Annotated in this window: 14 protein-coding genes; 4 read left to right on the forward strand and 10 right to left on the reverse strand. The window is 53.7% G+C overall.

Annotated features, from left to right (window positions below):
* Positions 1-11: 11 nt before the first annotated feature.
* Together A3EQ_RS0105075 and A3EQ_RS21660 are read left to right on the forward strand one after the other, a co-directional pair.
* Positions 12-1,631, forward strand: a complete 1,620-nt coding sequence (locus tag A3EQ_RS0105075; protein WP_020154105.1) for an SWIM zinc finger family protein — start codon at positions 12-14, stop codon at positions 1,629-1,631.
* Complete coding sequence (locus A3EQ_RS21660) at positions 1,621-5,367, forward strand: DEAD/DEAH box helicase (RefSeq protein ID WP_020154106.1); 3,747 nt, start codon at positions 1,621-1,623, stop codon at positions 5,365-5,367. The genes A3EQ_RS0105075 and A3EQ_RS21660 overlap by 11 nt, the downstream gene beginning before the upstream one ends.
* A 1,074-nt stretch (positions 5,368-6,441) precedes the next feature.
* Here A3EQ_RS21660 and A3EQ_RS22430 read toward each other — a convergent pair.
* The gene (locus A3EQ_RS22430) at positions 6,442-6,594 is read right to left on the reverse strand and encodes a hypothetical protein (RefSeq protein ID WP_020154109.1); all 153 of its coding nucleotides are present in this window, start codon (positions 6,592-6,594) and stop codon (positions 6,442-6,444) included.
* Between the two features lie 303 nt (positions 6,595-6,897).
* Complete coding sequence (locus A3EQ_RS0105110; RefSeq protein ID WP_040369151.1) at positions 6,898-7,287, reverse strand: single-stranded DNA-binding protein; 390 nt, start codon at positions 7,285-7,287, stop codon at positions 6,898-6,900.
* A gap of 1,079 nt (positions 7,288-8,366) precedes the next feature.
* On the opposite strand from A3EQ_RS0105110, the gene A3EQ_RS0105130 reads away from it, so the two are divergent.
* Positions 8,367-8,801, forward strand: a complete 435-nt coding sequence (locus A3EQ_RS0105130) for a YwpF family protein (protein ID WP_020154114.1) — start codon at positions 8,367-8,369, stop codon at positions 8,799-8,801.
* A 273-nt stretch (positions 8,802-9,074) separates the two neighbouring features.
* Here the strand turns inward: A3EQ_RS0105130 and A3EQ_RS0105135 are convergent, their stop codons facing one another.
* The 8 genes from A3EQ_RS0105135 to A3EQ_RS0105205 all read right to left on the reverse strand — a co-directional run bounded on the left by A3EQ_RS0105135 (position 9,075) and on the right by A3EQ_RS0105205 (position 16,247).
* Positions 9,075-9,455, reverse strand: a complete 381-nt coding sequence (locus tag A3EQ_RS0105135; protein WP_061568668.1) for a hypothetical protein — start codon at positions 9,453-9,455, stop codon at positions 9,075-9,077.
* Positions 9,456-10,011: 556 nt separating this feature from the next.
* The gene (fabZ, locus tag A3EQ_RS0105145) at positions 10,012-10,437 is read right to left on the reverse strand and encodes a 3-hydroxyacyl-ACP dehydratase FabZ (protein ID WP_020154117.1); all 426 of its coding nucleotides are present in this window, start codon (positions 10,435-10,437) and stop codon (positions 10,012-10,014) included.
* 166 nt (positions 10,438-10,603) lie between these two features.
* Positions 10,604-10,876, reverse strand: coding sequence for a DNA-directed RNA polymerase subunit beta (locus tag A3EQ_RS0105155; RefSeq protein WP_020154119.1), 273 nt, complete (start codon positions 10,874-10,876; stop codon positions 10,604-10,606).
* Between the two features lie 39 nt (positions 10,877-10,915).
* Positions 10,916-11,758 (reverse strand): flagellar hook-basal body protein, encoded by an 843-nt coding sequence (locus tag A3EQ_RS0105160; protein WP_020154120.1) that lies wholly within the window; start codon positions 11,756-11,758, stop codon positions 10,916-10,918.
* Positions 11,759-11,824: 66 nt separating this feature from the next.
* Entirely contained in the window at positions 11,825-12,658 is an 834-nt protein-coding gene (locus A3EQ_RS0105165) for a flagellar hook-basal body protein (protein ID WP_026499755.1), read from the reverse strand.
* A 302-nt stretch (positions 12,659-12,960) separates the two neighbouring features.
* Positions 12,961-13,962, reverse strand: coding sequence for a rod shape-determining protein (gene mreB, locus A3EQ_RS0105180; protein ID WP_020154123.1), 1,002 nt, complete (start codon positions 13,960-13,962; stop codon positions 12,961-12,963).
* 135 nt (positions 13,963-14,097) lie between these two features.
* Positions 14,098-14,379: a sporulation transcriptional regulator SpoIIID gene (gene spoIIID / locus A3EQ_RS0105185; RefSeq protein ID WP_020154124.1), complete on the reverse strand. Its 282-nt coding sequence runs from the start codon at positions 14,377-14,379 to the stop codon at positions 14,098-14,100.
* A 1,055-nt stretch (positions 14,380-15,434) separates the two neighbouring features.
* Positions 15,435-16,247: a M23 family metallopeptidase gene (locus tag A3EQ_RS0105205; protein WP_020154128.1), complete on the reverse strand. Its 813-nt coding sequence runs from the start codon at positions 16,245-16,247 to the stop codon at positions 15,435-15,437.
* Positions 16,248-17,049: 802 nt separating this feature from the next.
* Between A3EQ_RS0105205 and A3EQ_RS20670 the strand changes: the two genes are divergently transcribed.
* A complete protein-coding gene (locus tag A3EQ_RS20670) occupies positions 17,050-17,481 on the forward strand; it encodes a VanZ family protein (RefSeq protein WP_020154132.1) in 432 nt (143 codons plus the stop codon).
* Positions 17,482-17,692: the final 211 nt, after the last annotated feature.

A 17,692-nucleotide genomic window follows, 5' to 3' on the forward strand; every position in this document is an offset into this window, starting at 1 on the left:
GGGATCGAAGGATGGATGATCTGGAATACTTGATTCTCCGTTTTGGCGACCATTTGAGCCAAAACCTTCATTACCGGGATGGCAGCGATCAACACACCGTACAGCGGGGTTTGTTTCTTTACCGGCAAAACCGGGTCCGTTCCCTCCGCTTGTCCGATGACATTTTGTATGCGACCGTTCAGGATGTCGTTCCCGCCCAAGTAGAGCTGGACCTTTATTTGAAACATGGGTCCTGCACCTGTCCGGAAAAGAGGATTTGCAAACATCAGATGGCCGCCTTTTTCGCCGTCTACGGCCGTTTTTTCCCGGTCAGCGAATGGCTGGAAACCTGGCGGGACCGATCGGAACAGCTTTCCCTCGGCATCTTTTCTTCCGCTTCCCCGAAAAAAGGTCCGGTAGCGGAGCCGAAAGGGAAAGGAAGCCGGAAGGAAATTTTGGAATCGACCGCCAGAAAAGCGGCCAAATCGTTCGTCCAATCCGTTGTTTCCGGAAAAAACGACATGTCTTCCCTCTTCTTTCAAATATACGCGGACATGGCGATTCAAAAGATTGACGATTCCCTTTCCTCGGATTGGGAAATGACTCCGGTGGAAATGGTGTTCGCCTGTACCGTTTTTCTGCAGGGAGTTTTTGAGGAACTGGAAAAGGTCCCCGCCCTTTCCTCCGAGACGGCCGAAAACTTTCTTGACTTGTTTGATGTCTTTGTTGGAAAGATCGAGAATGCCATCGCTCGCATGCCCCGTCCCCTTCCTTTCAAGGCGGAACCGCTGTTGAATCGGCTGGCTTCCATTTCGGGAAAATTTCTGGAGCGGGAGGAACCTTTCTTTACGGTCCGTCTGTATTTGTACTGGAAGATCTGGGCGGACTTGTTGAAAGACAAATCCCGGCGGAAAAAGGAATTCGACCGGCTGTCCCGTTTGTTTAAAAAAAGCGGCGAAAACGAGCTGCTGGCACAAGCCTTTCTTTGCCACTTTTTCCTTGCCGGACGAATGAAAGAGACGTTGACAGCCCTCAATGCGTCGGATGACGGGTACTATTTTTTACACCATATTTTCCTTTCCTATAGCCTGGATAACGGGGATTTGCGCACGGCGGAAAAAATTTTGGCTTCCATTCTTCACATTTTGCCTGGCGTCATTGAAAACAGATCCCCCGATGAAATCCGCAGATTCCATTCCTGGTTGGAAGGGAAGTTGTTTTCGTATGCGGAGGAAAGCGGGGACTACGATCTGGCGGAAAAGCTGTTCAGCGGGCTTTTTCCCCATTCCGCCCGTTCCCTCATCCGTCTGTTCCTGAAAACGGAACAATACGGGAAACTTTCCGATCTTCTCTTGGCGGCCGGCTACGGGGTGGACAATATCGAAGGGAAGCTGTTGAAGGAAATTTCGCGGAAAGACCCGGAGTCGCTCCTTGCGATCTATCATTGGTCGATCCTCCGCGAAATCGAAGCGAAAAATAGGAACCACTACCGAAAGGCCGTCAGCCATTTGAAAAAACTGAAGGCGATCTACAAGAAACTGAAGCGGGAAGAAGAATGGAACCGGTATTTTGACCGTTTGCTGAAACAATTCCGCCGGCTTTCCGCCTTCCGGGAAGAATGCAAAAGGGGTAAGTTGATCCATGAGGCATGATAAACATTTTTCCATCCGCGCCTTTCCGACCGAAAATCACCATTTTTACCTGTACTGCCTGAACGAACGCGGGGAGCTTGTGCCACCCGCGCAATGGGTGCCTCCCCTCTTCCGGGGGCATGCCGGTTCCTTTTACGGCACGCTGTTGAATTACGCCGAGATGCCCGAAGAGCTGCAAGCGGCCTTGCCGAAGGGCAATCCGTTGAGGATGACCGTCCCGTTCCTCGATCCTTATGAGGCCCTCGAACTGTTTTCCCAGGACAATTTTAATCCCTTTATCGCCTGGCATTTTGACGAATTCACGGAAACGTTATTGGCTGTCGCGCCGGTTATATATGAGCAGGTAAAAAGTTTCCGCTGGCTGCCGGATTGGGAAAAGTTCCGGGAGACGGGAGATTTTTCCTGGATCGTGCCGGACCGGGTCTGGCAGGAGTTTGCGCCGGCCTTTTGGGAAGGAAGGGTGGAGAAGGGAGATTCTTTCGGGACGCCGGTCACCCTCCGGACCTTTGCGGAACAGTGGTTCCGTCAAGGCATTCACGCGTTTTTGAGCCGGGATGAACGGCTGGCTGCCAAGCGGGAACGGCTGAGGCAGACTTTGGCCGATTTATTGCGCCAGGAAGCCGACGTGGCAGCGGTTTGGCAAAACATCAGCCTGAAACATTGGTTTATGGGAACGGACGATCCTTCTCCCCTCGCCGTCGCCCTCCGGCTGGAAGAACCGAAGGAGGAAGGGGAATATTGGCGCCTGGAAACGGTCTTCCGCACTCCGTCCGGGAAACTTTGGACGCCTTTTTCCGGGACACATAAGTTGAGGAAACCGTGGAAAAAGTACGGCGAAGCAATCGAAGCGATCGAGATACGGATCGCCCGCGCCCTTCCCTGGCTCGCCAATGAAGAATGGCTGATGGAAAAAGAATGGGCAACGGAAGGGGGCATGTCCGATGGCCGGTCGGCGGAAAACCGGACCGATGGGCCTATAACCGATGGTCAGCCTGAGAAAATTCCGGCAGAAACGCACATGATCGAAGGTCGTGCGGCGGAAAGCCGCACGGATGACCGCATGACCGATGACCGATTGGCGGAAAGCCGATCGGAAGGACAGCCGATCGAAGGTCGACTGGCGGAAAACCCAATGGATGACCGCATGACCGATGGCCGGCTGGAGAAAATCCCATCTGCCGGGGAGGCGGAAAGCGGAACGAAAACGTCTGAAGGGGGCCCGGCCTCCGCTTCCCGGGAAAACAGGATCGTCCCCGATTCTTCCCGGACGAAAAGGGGCCCGTCCGCGGTATCCCCGGATAAGCCGCAAGTCCTTGCCGGCGGGTCCGATCTTTCCGGCAATCCTGTAAGAGAGGCGGCCGGCAAAGAAGTCGGCCTTTCGACGAAGGAAAAATGGGTTCCCATCCTGAAAAGGGAATTGACGGACGACGAGGCCTGGGAATTTTTAACGAAGGCAAGCCAGGTCATCATGCTGCTCGGCGTGGAGATCCTCCTGCCGTCCTGGTGGGAGGCTTTAAAGGAACCGGAGGTCCAGTTGAAGGCCCGGGTCAAAAACCCCGCCGTCTCCTTCCTCGGTTTGGACGCCCTCGTCGATTTCGAATGGCGCATCGCCCTTCAAGGGGTGGAACTGACGGAGGAAGAATTCGAACAGCTCGTCCGGGAAAAGCGGCGCCTGCTGCAAATCGGCGGCCGCTGGATCGTTTTGGATCCGGCCTTTATTAAAAAAATCCAAAAGCTGATGGAAAAGGCGGAAAAGCAAGGGATGCGGGTGCAGGATCTGATCGAACAGGAAATGCGGCGGGATGCGCCGGAAGGGGAATCCGGCGAAAGTTCCGAAGAAGAAGCGGACGAACGGATCTTTTCCCGGATTCAAATTGAAATGGCGCCCCGCCTGAAAGGAATGATCCGATCCCTTACCGACCTGAAGGATTTGCCGCTCCTGGAACAGCCGAAAGGTTTGCGAGGAACGCTCCGGCCCTATCAAATCAGGGGGATGAGCTGGCTTTATTTCCTCCGCGGGCACCGTTTCGGCGCCTGCCTCGCCGATGAAATGGGCCTCGGGAAGACGGTCCAGCTCCTTGCCTATCTTTTGCTTGTGAAGGAAAAGGAACCGGAGGCGGGGCCCGCCCTGATCATCTGCCCGACTTCCGTCCTGGGGAACTGGCAAAAGGAAATCGAACGGTTCGCCCCCGGCTTGAAGGTTTATCTGCACTACGGGCCGAATCGGGCAAAGGGGGAAGAATTCGTCCGGAAGGTGCTGGGCGCTCCTCCGGAACCGGCCCGTGCCTTGGAATCCGTCGGGAAAGCCGGAGGAAAAGACGGGTCCGGGGCAGACAAGGCTTTCTTGGAAATGGCGGGCACGGTCGAAGCGGCCGCGCGGGCGGATGGAACGCCCGGACAAGCGGATGAAACGCTCCGCCATGTTCGAACGGCTTCGTTGCCTGATGAAACGGCGGCACAGCCTGTCGGGAAGGCCGGCCGGACGTCCGGGGGGACCGGCCCGGCGGAAGGAGCGGCAATCCGGGCGGATGATACGTCCGCGGGGCCTGATGAGGTGATCTTCCGGCCTGGTGATCTGGCCGAGGAGAAGAACGGGGAGAAGCCCGACATCGTGTTAACGACCTACGGGCTGAGCCACATCGATTTCGCCGAACTTTCTTCCGTCTACTGGGGGACGATCGCCCTCGACGAAGCGCAGAACATCAAAAACGCCGGGACGAAACAATCCCGGGCCATCCGGAAATTAAAAGGGGCACATCACGTGGCGATGACCGGCACCCCGATGGAAAACCGCCTGTCCGAGCTCTGGTCGATTTTTGACTTTATCAACAAAGGCTATTTGGGGAGCCAGGCCCGCTTCCAAAAACGGTTCGCCATTCCGATCGAACGGGATCGTGACGAAAAGAAATCGGCGCTGCTCCGCAAGCTGATCTCGCCCTTTTTGCTGCGGCGGACGAAAAAGGATGAAGAGGTCGCTTTGAACCTGCCGGAAAAACTGGAGCAGAAGGAATACTGTCCGTTGACTCCGGAACAGGCCGCTTTGTACGAACAATTGATCCGCGACACGATGGAAAAACTGGCCCATCTGGAAGGGATCGAACGGAGAGGCCGTGTCCTGCTTCTGCTCAATCAATTGAAGCAGCTTTGCGACCATCCCGCCCTGTTTTTGAAGGAATGGAAAGAGGGAATGGCCGTCTCCGACAGACTGATCAACCGTTCGGCGAAGATGATGAAACTCGCGGAACTTTTTGACGTCATCCTCGATGAAGGGGAACGGGGCCTGATCTTTACCCAGTATATCGGCATGGGGGAAATGATCAAGGCGGCGCTGGAAAAACGGTACAAGATCGAAATCCCCTTTTTGAACGGCAGCCTGAACAAGGCGGCGAGGGACAAGATGATCGAAGATTTTCAGCGGGGAAAATATCCGGTCTTTCTCCTGTCTTTGAAGGCGGGGGGAACCGGCTTGAACTTGACCGCCGCCAACCACGTCGTCCATTACGACCGCTGGTGGAATCCGGCCGTTGAAAACCAGGCGACGGACCGGGCCTACCGGATCGGGCAAACGAAATTCGTCCATGTCCATAAATTGATTACGACCGGCACCCTGGAAGAGAAGATTGACGAAATTTTATCCCGCAAGCAAGCATTAAATGACGAAATCATCCAAGGCGAACAATGGATCGCCGATTTGACGGACGAGGAACTTTACCGGCTCGTCCGATTGGAAGGCTGAGCCCTTCGGCGGTTTTTCCCGTTGGAATGGCGGAAAAATCATTCGGATGCCCGACCGTTCGGTGCCCCGCCTCTTTCGGGCATTCGCCGGGGCGATTGCGGCTGTCCGGCTGCAACCGTCCCGGCGTTATTTTTCAGCCGGTGCCGAAGCATCCCCCGGGATTTGCGTTCATGATCAAGCGTGGCGCTCCCTGTTCGGCTTTGGAATGGGTTTCCCCTGTTTTCCTGGTTATTGGAACAATGCGAAGATGCAAAGAGGGCCGCAGGATTTCCGCCGTCATTTTTCGCCGGCGATTTTTTTTTCCGGCTCCGGGCGGAACCTTTTGTCCGAAAGATGACGGGACGATTTCTTTTTGCATCATTTTCTCGGATGCCGGGCGGACTATTCCCGTACGCATATTTTTAACTTGTGCCCGACGGACGGATCTTCTTTTGTCCGGCGCCGCCGGCATCGGGCGGATCCCCGTCCCCGCGGGGCTCACGCTTCGGCCCGCTCCCTCCCTTCTGTTAGCCGGGGTCTTTCTTTAATTCAGATTTCAGCCCGGGGAATGGAGGCGGTCCTTTCCTATTCCTCCCCGTTTTCCGCAAAAAGAAAGCTATTTTTCATGGTTGTTCCCGCCTTTCAAAAAAACTGAGATGTTTATACGGCCCGTCCATTTGCCAATGGACAAAAAAAGATCCGGCAGGCCAGTGCGCCGGATCATCCGATTCGGGAGAGGTGTTGTCGTGAGGGGATCCTATGGGGATTTTTTCGGAGGGGACAATGTTCTTCTTTATGGGGATTTGGGAGAGGAAATGAATTCCTGAAACTGTTGTTATTGCAAGCGGCCTCCATCACCTCCTTTAGTGCCCGCAAGTTAAACGAAGATTTTACGATCAACGTCTGGATGCAAAACCGCCATGATCGGGATTTTAATAGGTTCGTTGTCAATTTTGCGATCAACGTCTGGACGCAAAACACCCGTGATAAATTCATCAGCATGTCGCAAGTATCAAACCTTGTCGTCTTCGCAGTTCGCCGCAGCGTGAAACGTTCCATGTTTTTTTCATTATCTTTTGAATCCGAATGAATGCCCTACTGTCTCATGCTTTTTTCCGCCACCGCTTCTTCCAGCCTTTTGATCCGCTCCTCGAGTTCGATCATTCTTTCATTGGCTTTACCGATGATGCGGATCAACAGCTGCACCGTTTCTTCCAGCCGCAGGCGGGAATCCTGATGCCTTTGCAAAAACTTCCCTCCTTTCTGCAATAGTTGAAGGCGGCCGCATGCACTTTTCTTTTGCCTTGGAAGAAGGGCTTATAGGCGCCAACCGGACATTGCCCCTGCGAACCTGCAGACTCTCCCGACGTGCGAAAGCGTTTTTCCAGAAACGATCCTGGTAAATCGGAAAATTGTTGCGCCCCGCGAACCGGCAGGCCTTGCCGATTTTTCCCGACGCATGCCGTACCCGCCGGATGGTCATCATTTTGTCGATGGGCGTTCTTCCCAAGGGCTGCTCCTGCCGTCACAGCGGCTGCCCGAGCCTTTCAGTCACTGGCTGACGGCGGCCTTGTTCTCTGTAATCGCCTTGTTCTCTGCAATCGCGGCCTTGTTTTCCGCGGGTTTCCCGCCGAGAAAACGGACCGTATCGGCAACCACTTCGGTGACATACACCTTCTTGCCTTCCCGGTTCTCATAGCTCCTCGTCTGGATCCTTCCGGTGATGCCGATCATCGAGCCTTTCCGGCAATATTCCGCCGCGTTTTCCGCCGCCCGGTTCCAAAGGATGCACGGAACGAAATCGGTCTCGATTTCTCCCGCGCTGTTGCGAAAGGAACGGTTCACCGCCAACGTTACGTTCGTCACCGCAGTCCCGTCCTTCGTGAACTTCAGCTCCGGATCTTTCGTCAGCCTTCCCACCAAAATGACTTCATTAATCAACCCCACATCTCCCTTCCTTCTTGTCGTGTCTCCATATTAGGAAAAAATGGCGGGGAAGTAAAAAGGACAAAAATCCCATTACTTCCCCTCCTTCCGGCAAATTTTTTTGTTTCTGCGGGAAATTTTGGCTTTTTTCGATTCTACGGAGGCCTTTTTTTAAGAAATGTCCAATGGAACAAATTTTTTTCGACAAAATTCGCCCTGCCCGTCCTCTCTCCCGATGAAAAAACAGCCGAGCCTGGCGGAGAGCGGCCTGTTCCGCGATTGTATTCTGCAAGACATGGGCAATGATTTTTCGGCCCTGACGGGAACGGCTGACATTCGTTTTGTGCCCGCGATTTGACTGTCCGACGCCGGAACGGCCGACACCCATCTTGTACCCGCGATTTGACTATCCAACGCTGGAACGGCCGGCATCCGTCTTGTACCCGCGATTTGCCTGCCCGATGCCAGAACGGCCGACATCCGTCTTGTACCCGCAATTTGACTGTCTACATCGGAACCTCCGATATCCGTTTTGATTCCGCGATCGGTCTGTCAAACATCTGAATGTCCAACATTCGTCTTGTCCCCGCCACCGGATTGTCCAACATCGGGGCCCGATGATTCCACATTTTTTCCCAAATGTTCAACATTCGATCGAGTTTGTCCAACATTTCAGGAAGTTGGTCCAACATCCTTTTAGACCGGAAGATCGATTTGTCTAAAATCGGGTCCGAACGGTTCAACATTTGAAAAAAATTGTCCAACATCGCCTGACACTGTCCATCATGAAGAGAAATTTGTTTAACATTTGAAGATTTTTGTCCATCATAGAAAAAAATATGTCCAACATGGAAGAAAATTTGTCCATCATCGCCAAAAAAATGTCCATCATCCCCTCATTTATGTCCATCATCGATCGGAGCGTCCAAAATCGGCAACGGAATGTTCAACATGTTCCCATATCGTCCATTTTTCCCCGCATCGGGATGAACATCGGACGGCCGAAAAGAAACACCGCATCCAAAAAACTTAGAAACCGTTTGCGAAAGCATGTATAATGGTACTAAAACGGACAATTATCGGAGTGTATGCAAATGAAGACATTCAAATTGGCGGATTTTCAACTCATCGGCGAGGATGGTTTGACCCCCATCCCCTTTGAGGACGGCTTGGCCATCAACCAGGAAAACGAGGAAAACACGTGGCTGATCGAAATCTTTTTGAAAAAAACGGACGCCGAACGGTTTCGGCTGGCAAACAAGGACGAGATATTCCGCGTGCAGGCCATCATTACCAAAAGGGAAAATGATCCTGCCTATTTTTCGGTGAAACTCGTTTCTTATACGGAAATGGACGATTTCGCCACGGTTCTGTTCAGGGGAAAACTCTCCGGATCGAGGAATTATTACGCCGTTTCCCTGCTGGAATGTCTGTTGAATCAAAACTTGCAGGGTGAAGAGCTTTTGGAGGCTTTTAAAGAGGGGATGAAAAAGAAACTGGCCGTCCGTGCCCCCCGCTCGGAAGATTAATCGGGAGACACCGGGGTTCCGCTCTTCCGGTTCCTGTCAGTCAGCGCAGGCGGATTTTGTTGTACGGTTGTTTCTCGATTTGATGGCCTGGAGTCCTTCTGACCAATATAGGAAATTCTTCCTTTTCCTGACGAGAAAACAAGCCCCAACTTCCGGACCTGTCAGCTTCCCCGGCGGCCTTGGAGGGGGCAAGGCATTTCCAACAGCCGCCCTGCCCTCCGGGATTTGCGCGGGGGCCTTTTTCTCCAGGAGCTGGCCTCCCTGACTCGGCCGTTATTGCTTCTGATTGTTGCGGTCATTGTATTCATCGATCACATCTTTGCGCGGGGTGTTGGAATTGATTCTTAAGTTCCCCTTCTTCGGTACGCCGGGATCTTCGACGCCGGGCCGGTAGCCGTTCGGAATTTTGTCCTTGACCCGTTCGCCGCCGTCTTCTTTCGGATAGTTAACGTTGTCCCGGATGCCGTCGTTGTTCCTGTCGTCATCCAAAATATTGCCGTCGTTCCGGTTCGGATCGTTCACGTTCCTGGTATTGCCGATGCCGTCATCGTCCCCGGAATTGTTTTTCCCGACGGGGCTTCGATCCAAGTTGTTGCAGGCTGCCAAAAGGAAAAATGCAAGAAGGGAAAACCCGATCCGGCGGATCAACCTCATTTTCCCGCTCCTTTCCTCATGATTTTCCCGAAAGGCCGTTTGCGGCGCGCAAAAAACGGCCAGTTGACCCCAATTTTTATGGGTGCTGCCGTTAGGTTTCCCGAAAATCGCGGAGAACTTGCATCCGGACAGATCCCTTTTGTCCAAAAGCCGTTTTCCTTTTGTCCAAATAATGCCGGCACGCCTTTAATCCGCACGGATTCCGGTCCGCCCTAAAAAATCGGCGGCCGGCCCGGCCGCCTTCCGATCTTCCTTCCGGCTACGGATTTTCCCTTCCGCGCAAAGAAGGAAAAAATCCCCCTCGCCGGCCTTTTCAATCCCCTCCCATTCACAAAAGCCGTCCGCCCTTCCATTACAAACGGCCGCCCTTCCGTCCTCATCCCGCTCCACCCTTTTGCGGCAAAAAAATGGCGGCCGTCCACCCCGGAAGCTCCGCCGCCCGGCCAAATAAAAAACGCCGCCCGCTTCGGGCAGCGTAAAACCGAAAAAATCCGGCACGCCATGGAAAAAGGACGGGCCGGCCCTTCCGATCGTTTTCCCAAGGAAGGTTTCCCCATTATTTCCCCAAGGCAAACATGATCTCCGTTTCGCAGGCCACTTCGCCGTCGACGGTGGCGACGCCCTTCCCTTTGCCGACGGGCCCGCGCAGGCGGAGGATCTCCACTTCCAGGCGCAATTGGTCGCCGGGCTTCACCTGTTTCTTGAACCGGCAGTTGTCGATGCCGGCAAAAAAGGCGATTTTTCCGCGATTTTCTTCCTTTTTCAAAAGGGCGAAGGCGCCCACCTGGGCCAAAGCTTCCACGATCAATACGCCGGGCATCACGGGATATTCGGGAAAATGGCCGGCAAAAAAGGCTTCGTTGGCGCTCACGCTCTTCAATCCGACCGCCCTTTTCCCTTCCTCCACTTCCAAAATTTTATCGATCAATAAAAAGGGATAGCGGTGGGGAATCACCTTTTGAATCTCCTGAATATCGTACATCCTTCGCTCTCCTTCACCGTCTTGATTGCCATTTTTCCTTCCCGGAGCGGCCGCAAGCCCCCTCGGAAAAAACGCCGGGCAAACCGCATGCGGGCGCAAAGCGGCCGGCCGGAAAAAAGAGCCGGGAAACCCCCGGACCGGCAGCTTCCGCCGGCCCGTTTTCCGGTCAATCGGGCGATTCTTTGTTCACGATATCATAAATATGCGTCCACGTCGATTTTTTAAACACGTCGAAGGGGTTGCCGTCCCCGATGACGCCGTAGCCGATCATCGCGCCGATGAAGAAGCAGACGATGATCAAAAAGAGGACGATAAGGATGCGGAGCCAAATGGGAAAGAGGCGGATCCGGATTTTTTTCTTTTTCTCCCGCTTCTCCCTTCTTGCCTCCCGTTTTTCGCTCCTTGAAAGGGTCGCCTTTTGCGCTTTCAGTCCTTCCATGCGTATATACCCCGCTCTATTGGACTCCTGTGCGATCTGTCAACGCAGCCCGTTGATCAGTCCCATCATCTGATCGGCCAAGGTAATGGAACGGGCTTGAAACTGGTATGCCCGCTGGACTTGGATCATTTTTGTCAGCTCCTCGCCGATATCCACATTGGACTGTTCAAGGGCTTGCTGTTCCAGCCCGATCCCGATGCGGGCTCCCCCCTGGAGATTCGTTAAAATCTCCCCCTCCGGGACATTCAATTCGGCGAAATTCTCCGGCAGGCTTAACAGATTGTCCCCGATCTGCTGCAAAAGTTGGGGTTTATGGACCTCGACGATGCCCAAAGGAATTTCCCTGACGGTCCCGTCATCATAGGTGACCGAAAGCACCCCGCTGTCCTGGAGGCGGATGTCCCGGAAATCCCCGTCGAAGACGATCGGGTTATCGTTTTCATCAAGCACCGGATCGCCCTGGCCGTTGACGAGGATGACTTGATCCTCGTTGACCGGCGAAAGGTAAAAGGCGCCGGCTCTCGTAAAGGAAACCGTCTCTTGATTCCCCCGGCGGGCGAGCACTTTAAAATATTGGTTTTCCACCGTCAAGGCGAAATCCAGGTCGCGGCCGGTATGGACGATACTGCCTTGGGCGAGGCTGATCCGCACCTGGGACAGCTTCGCGCCGACGCCGTAGCGGATGCCCCCCGGCGTCAGGCGGCCGGCTTCCGCATCGATGTTCGGCTGATTTTGAAATTGCTGGACGAACATTTCCGAAAAGGAGGCTTGCCGTTTTTTGAATCCCGTCGTTTGGGCGTTGGCGATATTGTTGCTGATGATGTCCAAATGTTTTTGCAGCTGGTTCATCGTGTTGGCCGCGGTAATCATCGTCCGGTTCAAAAGCTTTCACCCCTGACCATTGGCGATTCCTTTATTCCTTTTCCCGAGCGGTCTTCCGGATCAACTTTAGCCGATTCTTCCGATTTCATTGACCGCCTTGTCCATGCTCCTGTCGTAGGCCTGGACAATTTTTTGATTCGCTTCGAAGGTGCGGTAGGCCGTCAGCAATTGGGTCATCGTTTCGGCCAAGTCCACGTTGGAACGTTCGATGTGGTTCTGTTTGACGAGGAAGGACACGTTCCCTTGCCCATAGGCGGAGGGGAGCACCCCGTCTTCCCATTGATAGTTGCCGTCTTCCCTTTTCACGAGCGCCAGGGGATTTTCGGCAAAGGCGACGCCGATTCTGGCGACGGGGGCGCCGTCCTGGATAATCCAGCCGTCCTCATCGACCTGGAACCGGTCGCTGTCCAGGCGGATCCGGTTTCCCTGGTCATCCAGCACATACAGACCGTAGGCGTTCGTCAAATAGCCCGCCCCGTCCAAAGTAAAATTGCCGTTTCTCGTATACAGGATCCCCCCGGCGGGATTTTCCAAGGTAAAAAATACCGTTCCTTGAAAACCCGCTTCGTTTTCCGGCATATTGATGTTCACCAGAGCCATATCGGTGGAAAATCCGGTCTCTTCCAAGTCTCCCTGTTGAAAGCGGGGGATCGTCTCCTGCACGTATGCCCCCGTATTTAACGGGCCGACGTAGGAAAGCCTGGGCAATCTTTTGTCGGCCGTCCCGGGCAAAGCCTGATTTTCCAAGCGTTGGATCAGCATTTCCGGAAAAGCCCGGAGCACCGTTTCATCCGCTTTATATCCCGGGGTGCTGACGTTCGCCAGATTATTCGTCAAAATTTCCGTCCTTCTTTGTTGGGCAATCATGCCGGATGCGGCCGTGTAAAACCCTCTGAACAAAAGGATCACCTCGTTTTCCGGCGGAAATTTTTTCCCGTGAAAAAAGCTTTCATTTATATTTTTCGGCATCCGCTCCGCCATTTTTTATGGATTCCGGTCTTTCTTTATGCATGAATTTTTTCCGGATCGGCCCGCCATTTTCCTGCGGCCGCCGGGCGAAAAAATCTTTTGGAGGCAAGGAAATGTTTTTTTATATCATACCACAAAATCTGACATTGCCGCGGAAAAATTTCCGGGGAAAGGGGAAAATTTTCGCGGAATAAAAAAGAATCGCCCGCGAATATCGGCGATTCTTACCGGTTTTAAACGAGTTTCCGTCCTTGGATTTTATCGATGCTTTCCAGCAAAATGCCGGTTCCGTTGGCCACGCAATCCATGGGGTTTTCCGCCACATGAACGGGCACTTTCAATTCTTCGGCGAGAAGCTTGTCGATGCCGTTTAACAGGGCGCCGCCCCCGGTCAAAATGATCCCTTTGTCGATGATGTCGGCGGATAATTCGGGAGGCGTCCGTTCCAATACGTTTTTGGCGGCTTGGACGACTTCCGAAATCGGCTCCCGCAACGCCCTTTCGACTTCGGCGGATTTGATCGTGATCGTGCGGGGCAAACCGGTCACCAGGTCGCGGCCGCGGATGTCCATTTCCTCGTTTCTCGCCCCCGGAAACACGGTGCCGATGTTGATCTTGATTTCTTCGGCCGTCCGGTCGCCGATCAACAGTTTATATTCCCGTTTGATATACTGCAAGATTTCCATGTCGAATTTGTCGCCGGCCACCTTGATCGACGCGGACGTGACGATATCGCCCATGGACAAAACGGCGATATCGGAGGTCCCGCCGCCGATGTCGATGACCATGTTCCCGCTCGGCTGGTAAATGTCCATGCCAGCCCCGATGGCGGCGACTTTCGGTTCCGCTTCCATGAAAACTTTTTTCCCGCCGCATTTAATGGCCGCATCCCGGATGGCGTTCTGCTCCACGCTGGTAATATTGGTGGGACAGCAAATTAAAATTCTCGGCTTGGCAAATAATCCCTTCAGTTTCAACTGGCTGAGAAAATATTTCAACATCGCCTCCGTCACTTGGAAATCGGCGATGACACCGTCCTTTAACGGACGCAAGGCGATGATGTTGCCCGGTGTACGCCCGACCATTTTTCTCGCCTGGTTGCCCACCGCGAGGATGGAATTGGTGTTTTTGTCGATGGCGACGACGGAAGGTTCATTGAGGACAATGCCTTTTCCGCGCAAAAAAATTAATACATTCGCTGTCCCTAGATCAATACCGATGTCTCTGGCGAACATATTCCTTTTTCTCCCCCTATCCAGACCCGTTCAACACAGTATTCTAATTGTTTATTCTATCATATTGAAAGGGGTTTATGGATTATTTTTTGCTATTTTTTCTTAATTTTGGAATTGAAAGTCCATGCCCGCCCTTCACCGCCTCGCCACCTGTTCCTGCGCCCGCTCGGCCGCCTTTTTGTATTTCAATTTCGTCGCCTCTCCCCCCCGCAAATGGCGGATCGATTTATGGTAATTTAAAATTTTTTTCACTTCGTTGGCCAGTTCGGGATTGATTTCCGGCAACCTTTCCGTAAGATCCTTGTGGACGGTACTTTTGGATACGCCGAACTCCTTCGCGATGACGCGGACCGTTTTTTTCGTCTCCACGATATACTTTCCGATCTTGACCGTTCTTTCTTTGATGTAATCGTGCACACCACTCGCCTCCCGCAATTTGGATGTGAGAAGTGTGAAATGAGACTCGCGTTTGTCCGGAAACATGCTGCATCCACCCGCATAAAGAGGGAAATGTTTTTCTTGCCCATCCGTGCCTTTGGCCGGAAACAGCCGTTCCTTTTCATCCAATGAAAGCGGAACTTTATGCGGCAGAAAGCCAAAGGCTTTCTGATTACTTGTACGCTTCACGTCCAGCGCAACATCTGAGCTGCCTTTTACGGATCCTCACCTCAAACACTCTCTTTGTCAGGTTTGTAACATTTTATTAACTTGGCAGGGGAGATATGCACGATAAGCGCAATAAGGACAAGGGCTGGCGGGAATTTCCTTCCTCCGGGAAAAGCGGAGCGGAAGAAAGGGGGGTCTTTCGGCATGGCCGGAGCAGGATATCCGGGATTTTTTCCTCCCGGAACAGCCGCCGGGGGAACGGTCTTTTCAACGGGGCGTCAACGGGATTTTTCGCGCTTTCGGGGGGCGGATTTTCGGCAGCTCGGCGCCGGGCAGGAAGCCGGGCGGTGCGTTCCGTTCGGAAAGAAAGATATCCCGGACCGGGCGTCCGGGAGTGTCCGTATCCGGGTTTCGGATTTTCCCGCGGTTTCAGCGATCGGGACAAGCCGGAGGGCCGTCCCCTTGGCCGGCGAGGTTCCAATACCGCCTGCCCCGGAAAGGCCAGGTGAACCGAGGCTTGAAGGATAAGAGGCCCGACCCGAGCGCCCCTTTGCCGCAGGGGCCTTCCGGGCAGCGAAATCCCGTGGCTAGACTCGCCGGGACTGCCCGTTTCCTTGTTCATCGGCGAACCCCAAATGGACCGGTAAAAATGCAAAAAAAATTTGGGCCGATGATTCGGATTTCGGCCCATGGTTCAAAAATCTATTCGAGATAAAGGGGGATTCTTCCGTAAGAAAGCCGGCCGATGACCGGCAGCCGGATGATGCAAAATCTTCCGGATTCCGGCGCCGTCCGGTTCAAGCTGCCTTCCCCGGAGATTTTCGCGTCCGCGCCTTTTTCGCATCGGCGGTTTTCAGGCACGGGAATTAATTCGTCGGTCCCTGGGTTTGATCCGGACTCGTTTGTCCTGCGTCCGACCCATCGGATTGAGAAGAATCATTCGCCTCTTCATCGACCTTTTCGCCGGTTCCCGTGGAATTTTCGCCTTCCTTCAGCGAAGTGGCCGGTTTTTTGAAATACTCCACCGGATTGTATGCGACACCGTCTTTGCGGATTTCGAAGTGGACATGGATGCCCGCGTCTTCATTGATCAGGCTTCTTCCCGCCTTGGCGATCACTTGCCCCTGCTTCACCTTGTCTCCGGCCTTCACTTGGATGTCACTCACCGATTGGTAACGGGTTTCGACGCCATTGGCATGTTCGATGACGATCGTGTTCCCGAGGAGGGCGTCTTCTTCCACCGCACTCACCGTTCCGCTCATGGCGGCGGTCACGTCAAAGGTTTCCCCGTTCTTTGCCACGATGTCGATGCCGGTATTGGGCTGGAAGCTGTTTTCATAGGAGACGAGCGCCGATTCCTGTTCCTCTTGGGATGCGTTCGCGTCATAGAAAGGCGTCTTGATTTCGACTTCGTCCGCGTTCGCGACGGGCCATTCGAAATTTTCCACAGGCATGTTGACTTCCATCGCATCCTTATCCGCAAGATTCATTTCCGGATTGGATTCATAGCCGATATTTTTCGGGTTTCCCTCGTCGCCTCTACTTTGGAACCATAGGAATGAGGCCAAGATGATTGCTGCCGCTCCAATGTAGACCGCGGGGTAAACCCACCGTTTTTTGAAGAAGCGTTGGATGCCGGTTTTCCGGATCAGTTTCTTTTCTTCCTCTTTCATTTCCATCACCTCAGCATCCATTTTGAACAGAAAACCCCGATTCTATACATGAATCCCTTATTTTTTGTAAAAAAACCGGGGTTTATGCAAGATTTTTTCCCTTGGTTCGGACCGGAAAGTTTTCCCGGTTTTTCGGGGTTCCGGTTTCGGGAAACCGGGGAGGGGCGGAAGGGATGTTCCGGGATCGTCCGGGGAAGGATCGCCCAATAATAAATGTCCGGCACATTCACATAGTCGTAAGGTTTACCGAGTTGGAAGGAAGGACCGCCCAATAAAAAATGCCCGGCGCCCCGCCGGACCGTCCGAGTTCCTTGATTCAGTTTGGAAATTCCATTCTGAATGGACGTCTATCAGCCTATGAAAAAGGATCGGCAACGATCCGAATGGGATCGTCAGGACCGGCGCCTGCCGATTTTTTCAAGACTTTCGGCCGGCCTTCCCGGCTGCGGCGGAAGGTCGGCCTTTAAAGCCCGCCCGGTAATTTTCCAAAATCGGGTTCAAGGCTTTCATATGGTTGCCAATCGGACGGGGCTTCCTGTACGATTCCGTTATTGCCGGCCATCGAAAGGCAAAAGGAGGCGGGTAATCAAGAATAGAAGTATCCCACAACAGGAGGATACCTCTTCTTGAATATCCGGATTCCGCCAAACTGCGGCTTTCGTATCCTTGCGGATGCCCCGGAATAGGGTCCCGGCTTGACAAGGTCCGGTATCATATGGCCCGATCCCCCGTTCTTTTGTAAAATAAGGGGGAGCAAAAATCGCTGCCTCCCCCTGTTTAAGGGGGAACAAACGGAAGGAAGTGCCGCATGAGAAGGTTCGCGAGAATTTTTTTGAGCGTCCTGCCATTTGTTTACATGGTTTTCATCTGGATCCTTTCGAGCCTCCCGGCGGATGCGGTGATCCGGTTTTCCTTTTACGACCGGATCATCAAGGAGTCGCTTCACCTGATCGAATTCGCCATTTTGTACGGCCTTTTCGCCGTCGCGCTGGCCGCAAACGGCAGGCTGACGAAAAAAGGGAATCTCATCGCCGCCGCCATTTCCGCCCTGTACGGCGCGATCGATGAAATCCATCAATCCTTCGTCCCGTACCGCTCCGCAGATATTTTCGATTTCGTCAAAGACATCACCGGGATCCTCATCCTGTACGTGCTGACCGTCCGCGGATATTTTGCCCCGGAAAAACGGGGGATCGGGCGTTTGTACGGCTTTTTGGAAAAATATGCGGCCCCGCGGTAAATGCGCCGCGGCTGCCTCACCGGAGGAAAGGGCGGCCGGCGCCGCGGGCTGCTGAAAACTCCGTTTCCATTGTCGCTTCCAAAAAAAAACGAAAGGTTCCGCCCCCTTTCGTGCAAGCGCCATTTTTCCTGCCGGCCCCGCCCGCCCGCCCCCGAACCGTTTTTTCCGCTCCGCCTTGCCCGGCCTGCGGATCGTTGCCGCGGATTGGGGC

This window comes from Caldibacillus debilis DSM 16016 (genome assembly GCF_000383875.1).
Classification (GTDB): Bacteria; Bacillota; Bacilli; order Bacillales; family Caldibacillaceae; genus Caldibacillus; species Caldibacillus debilis.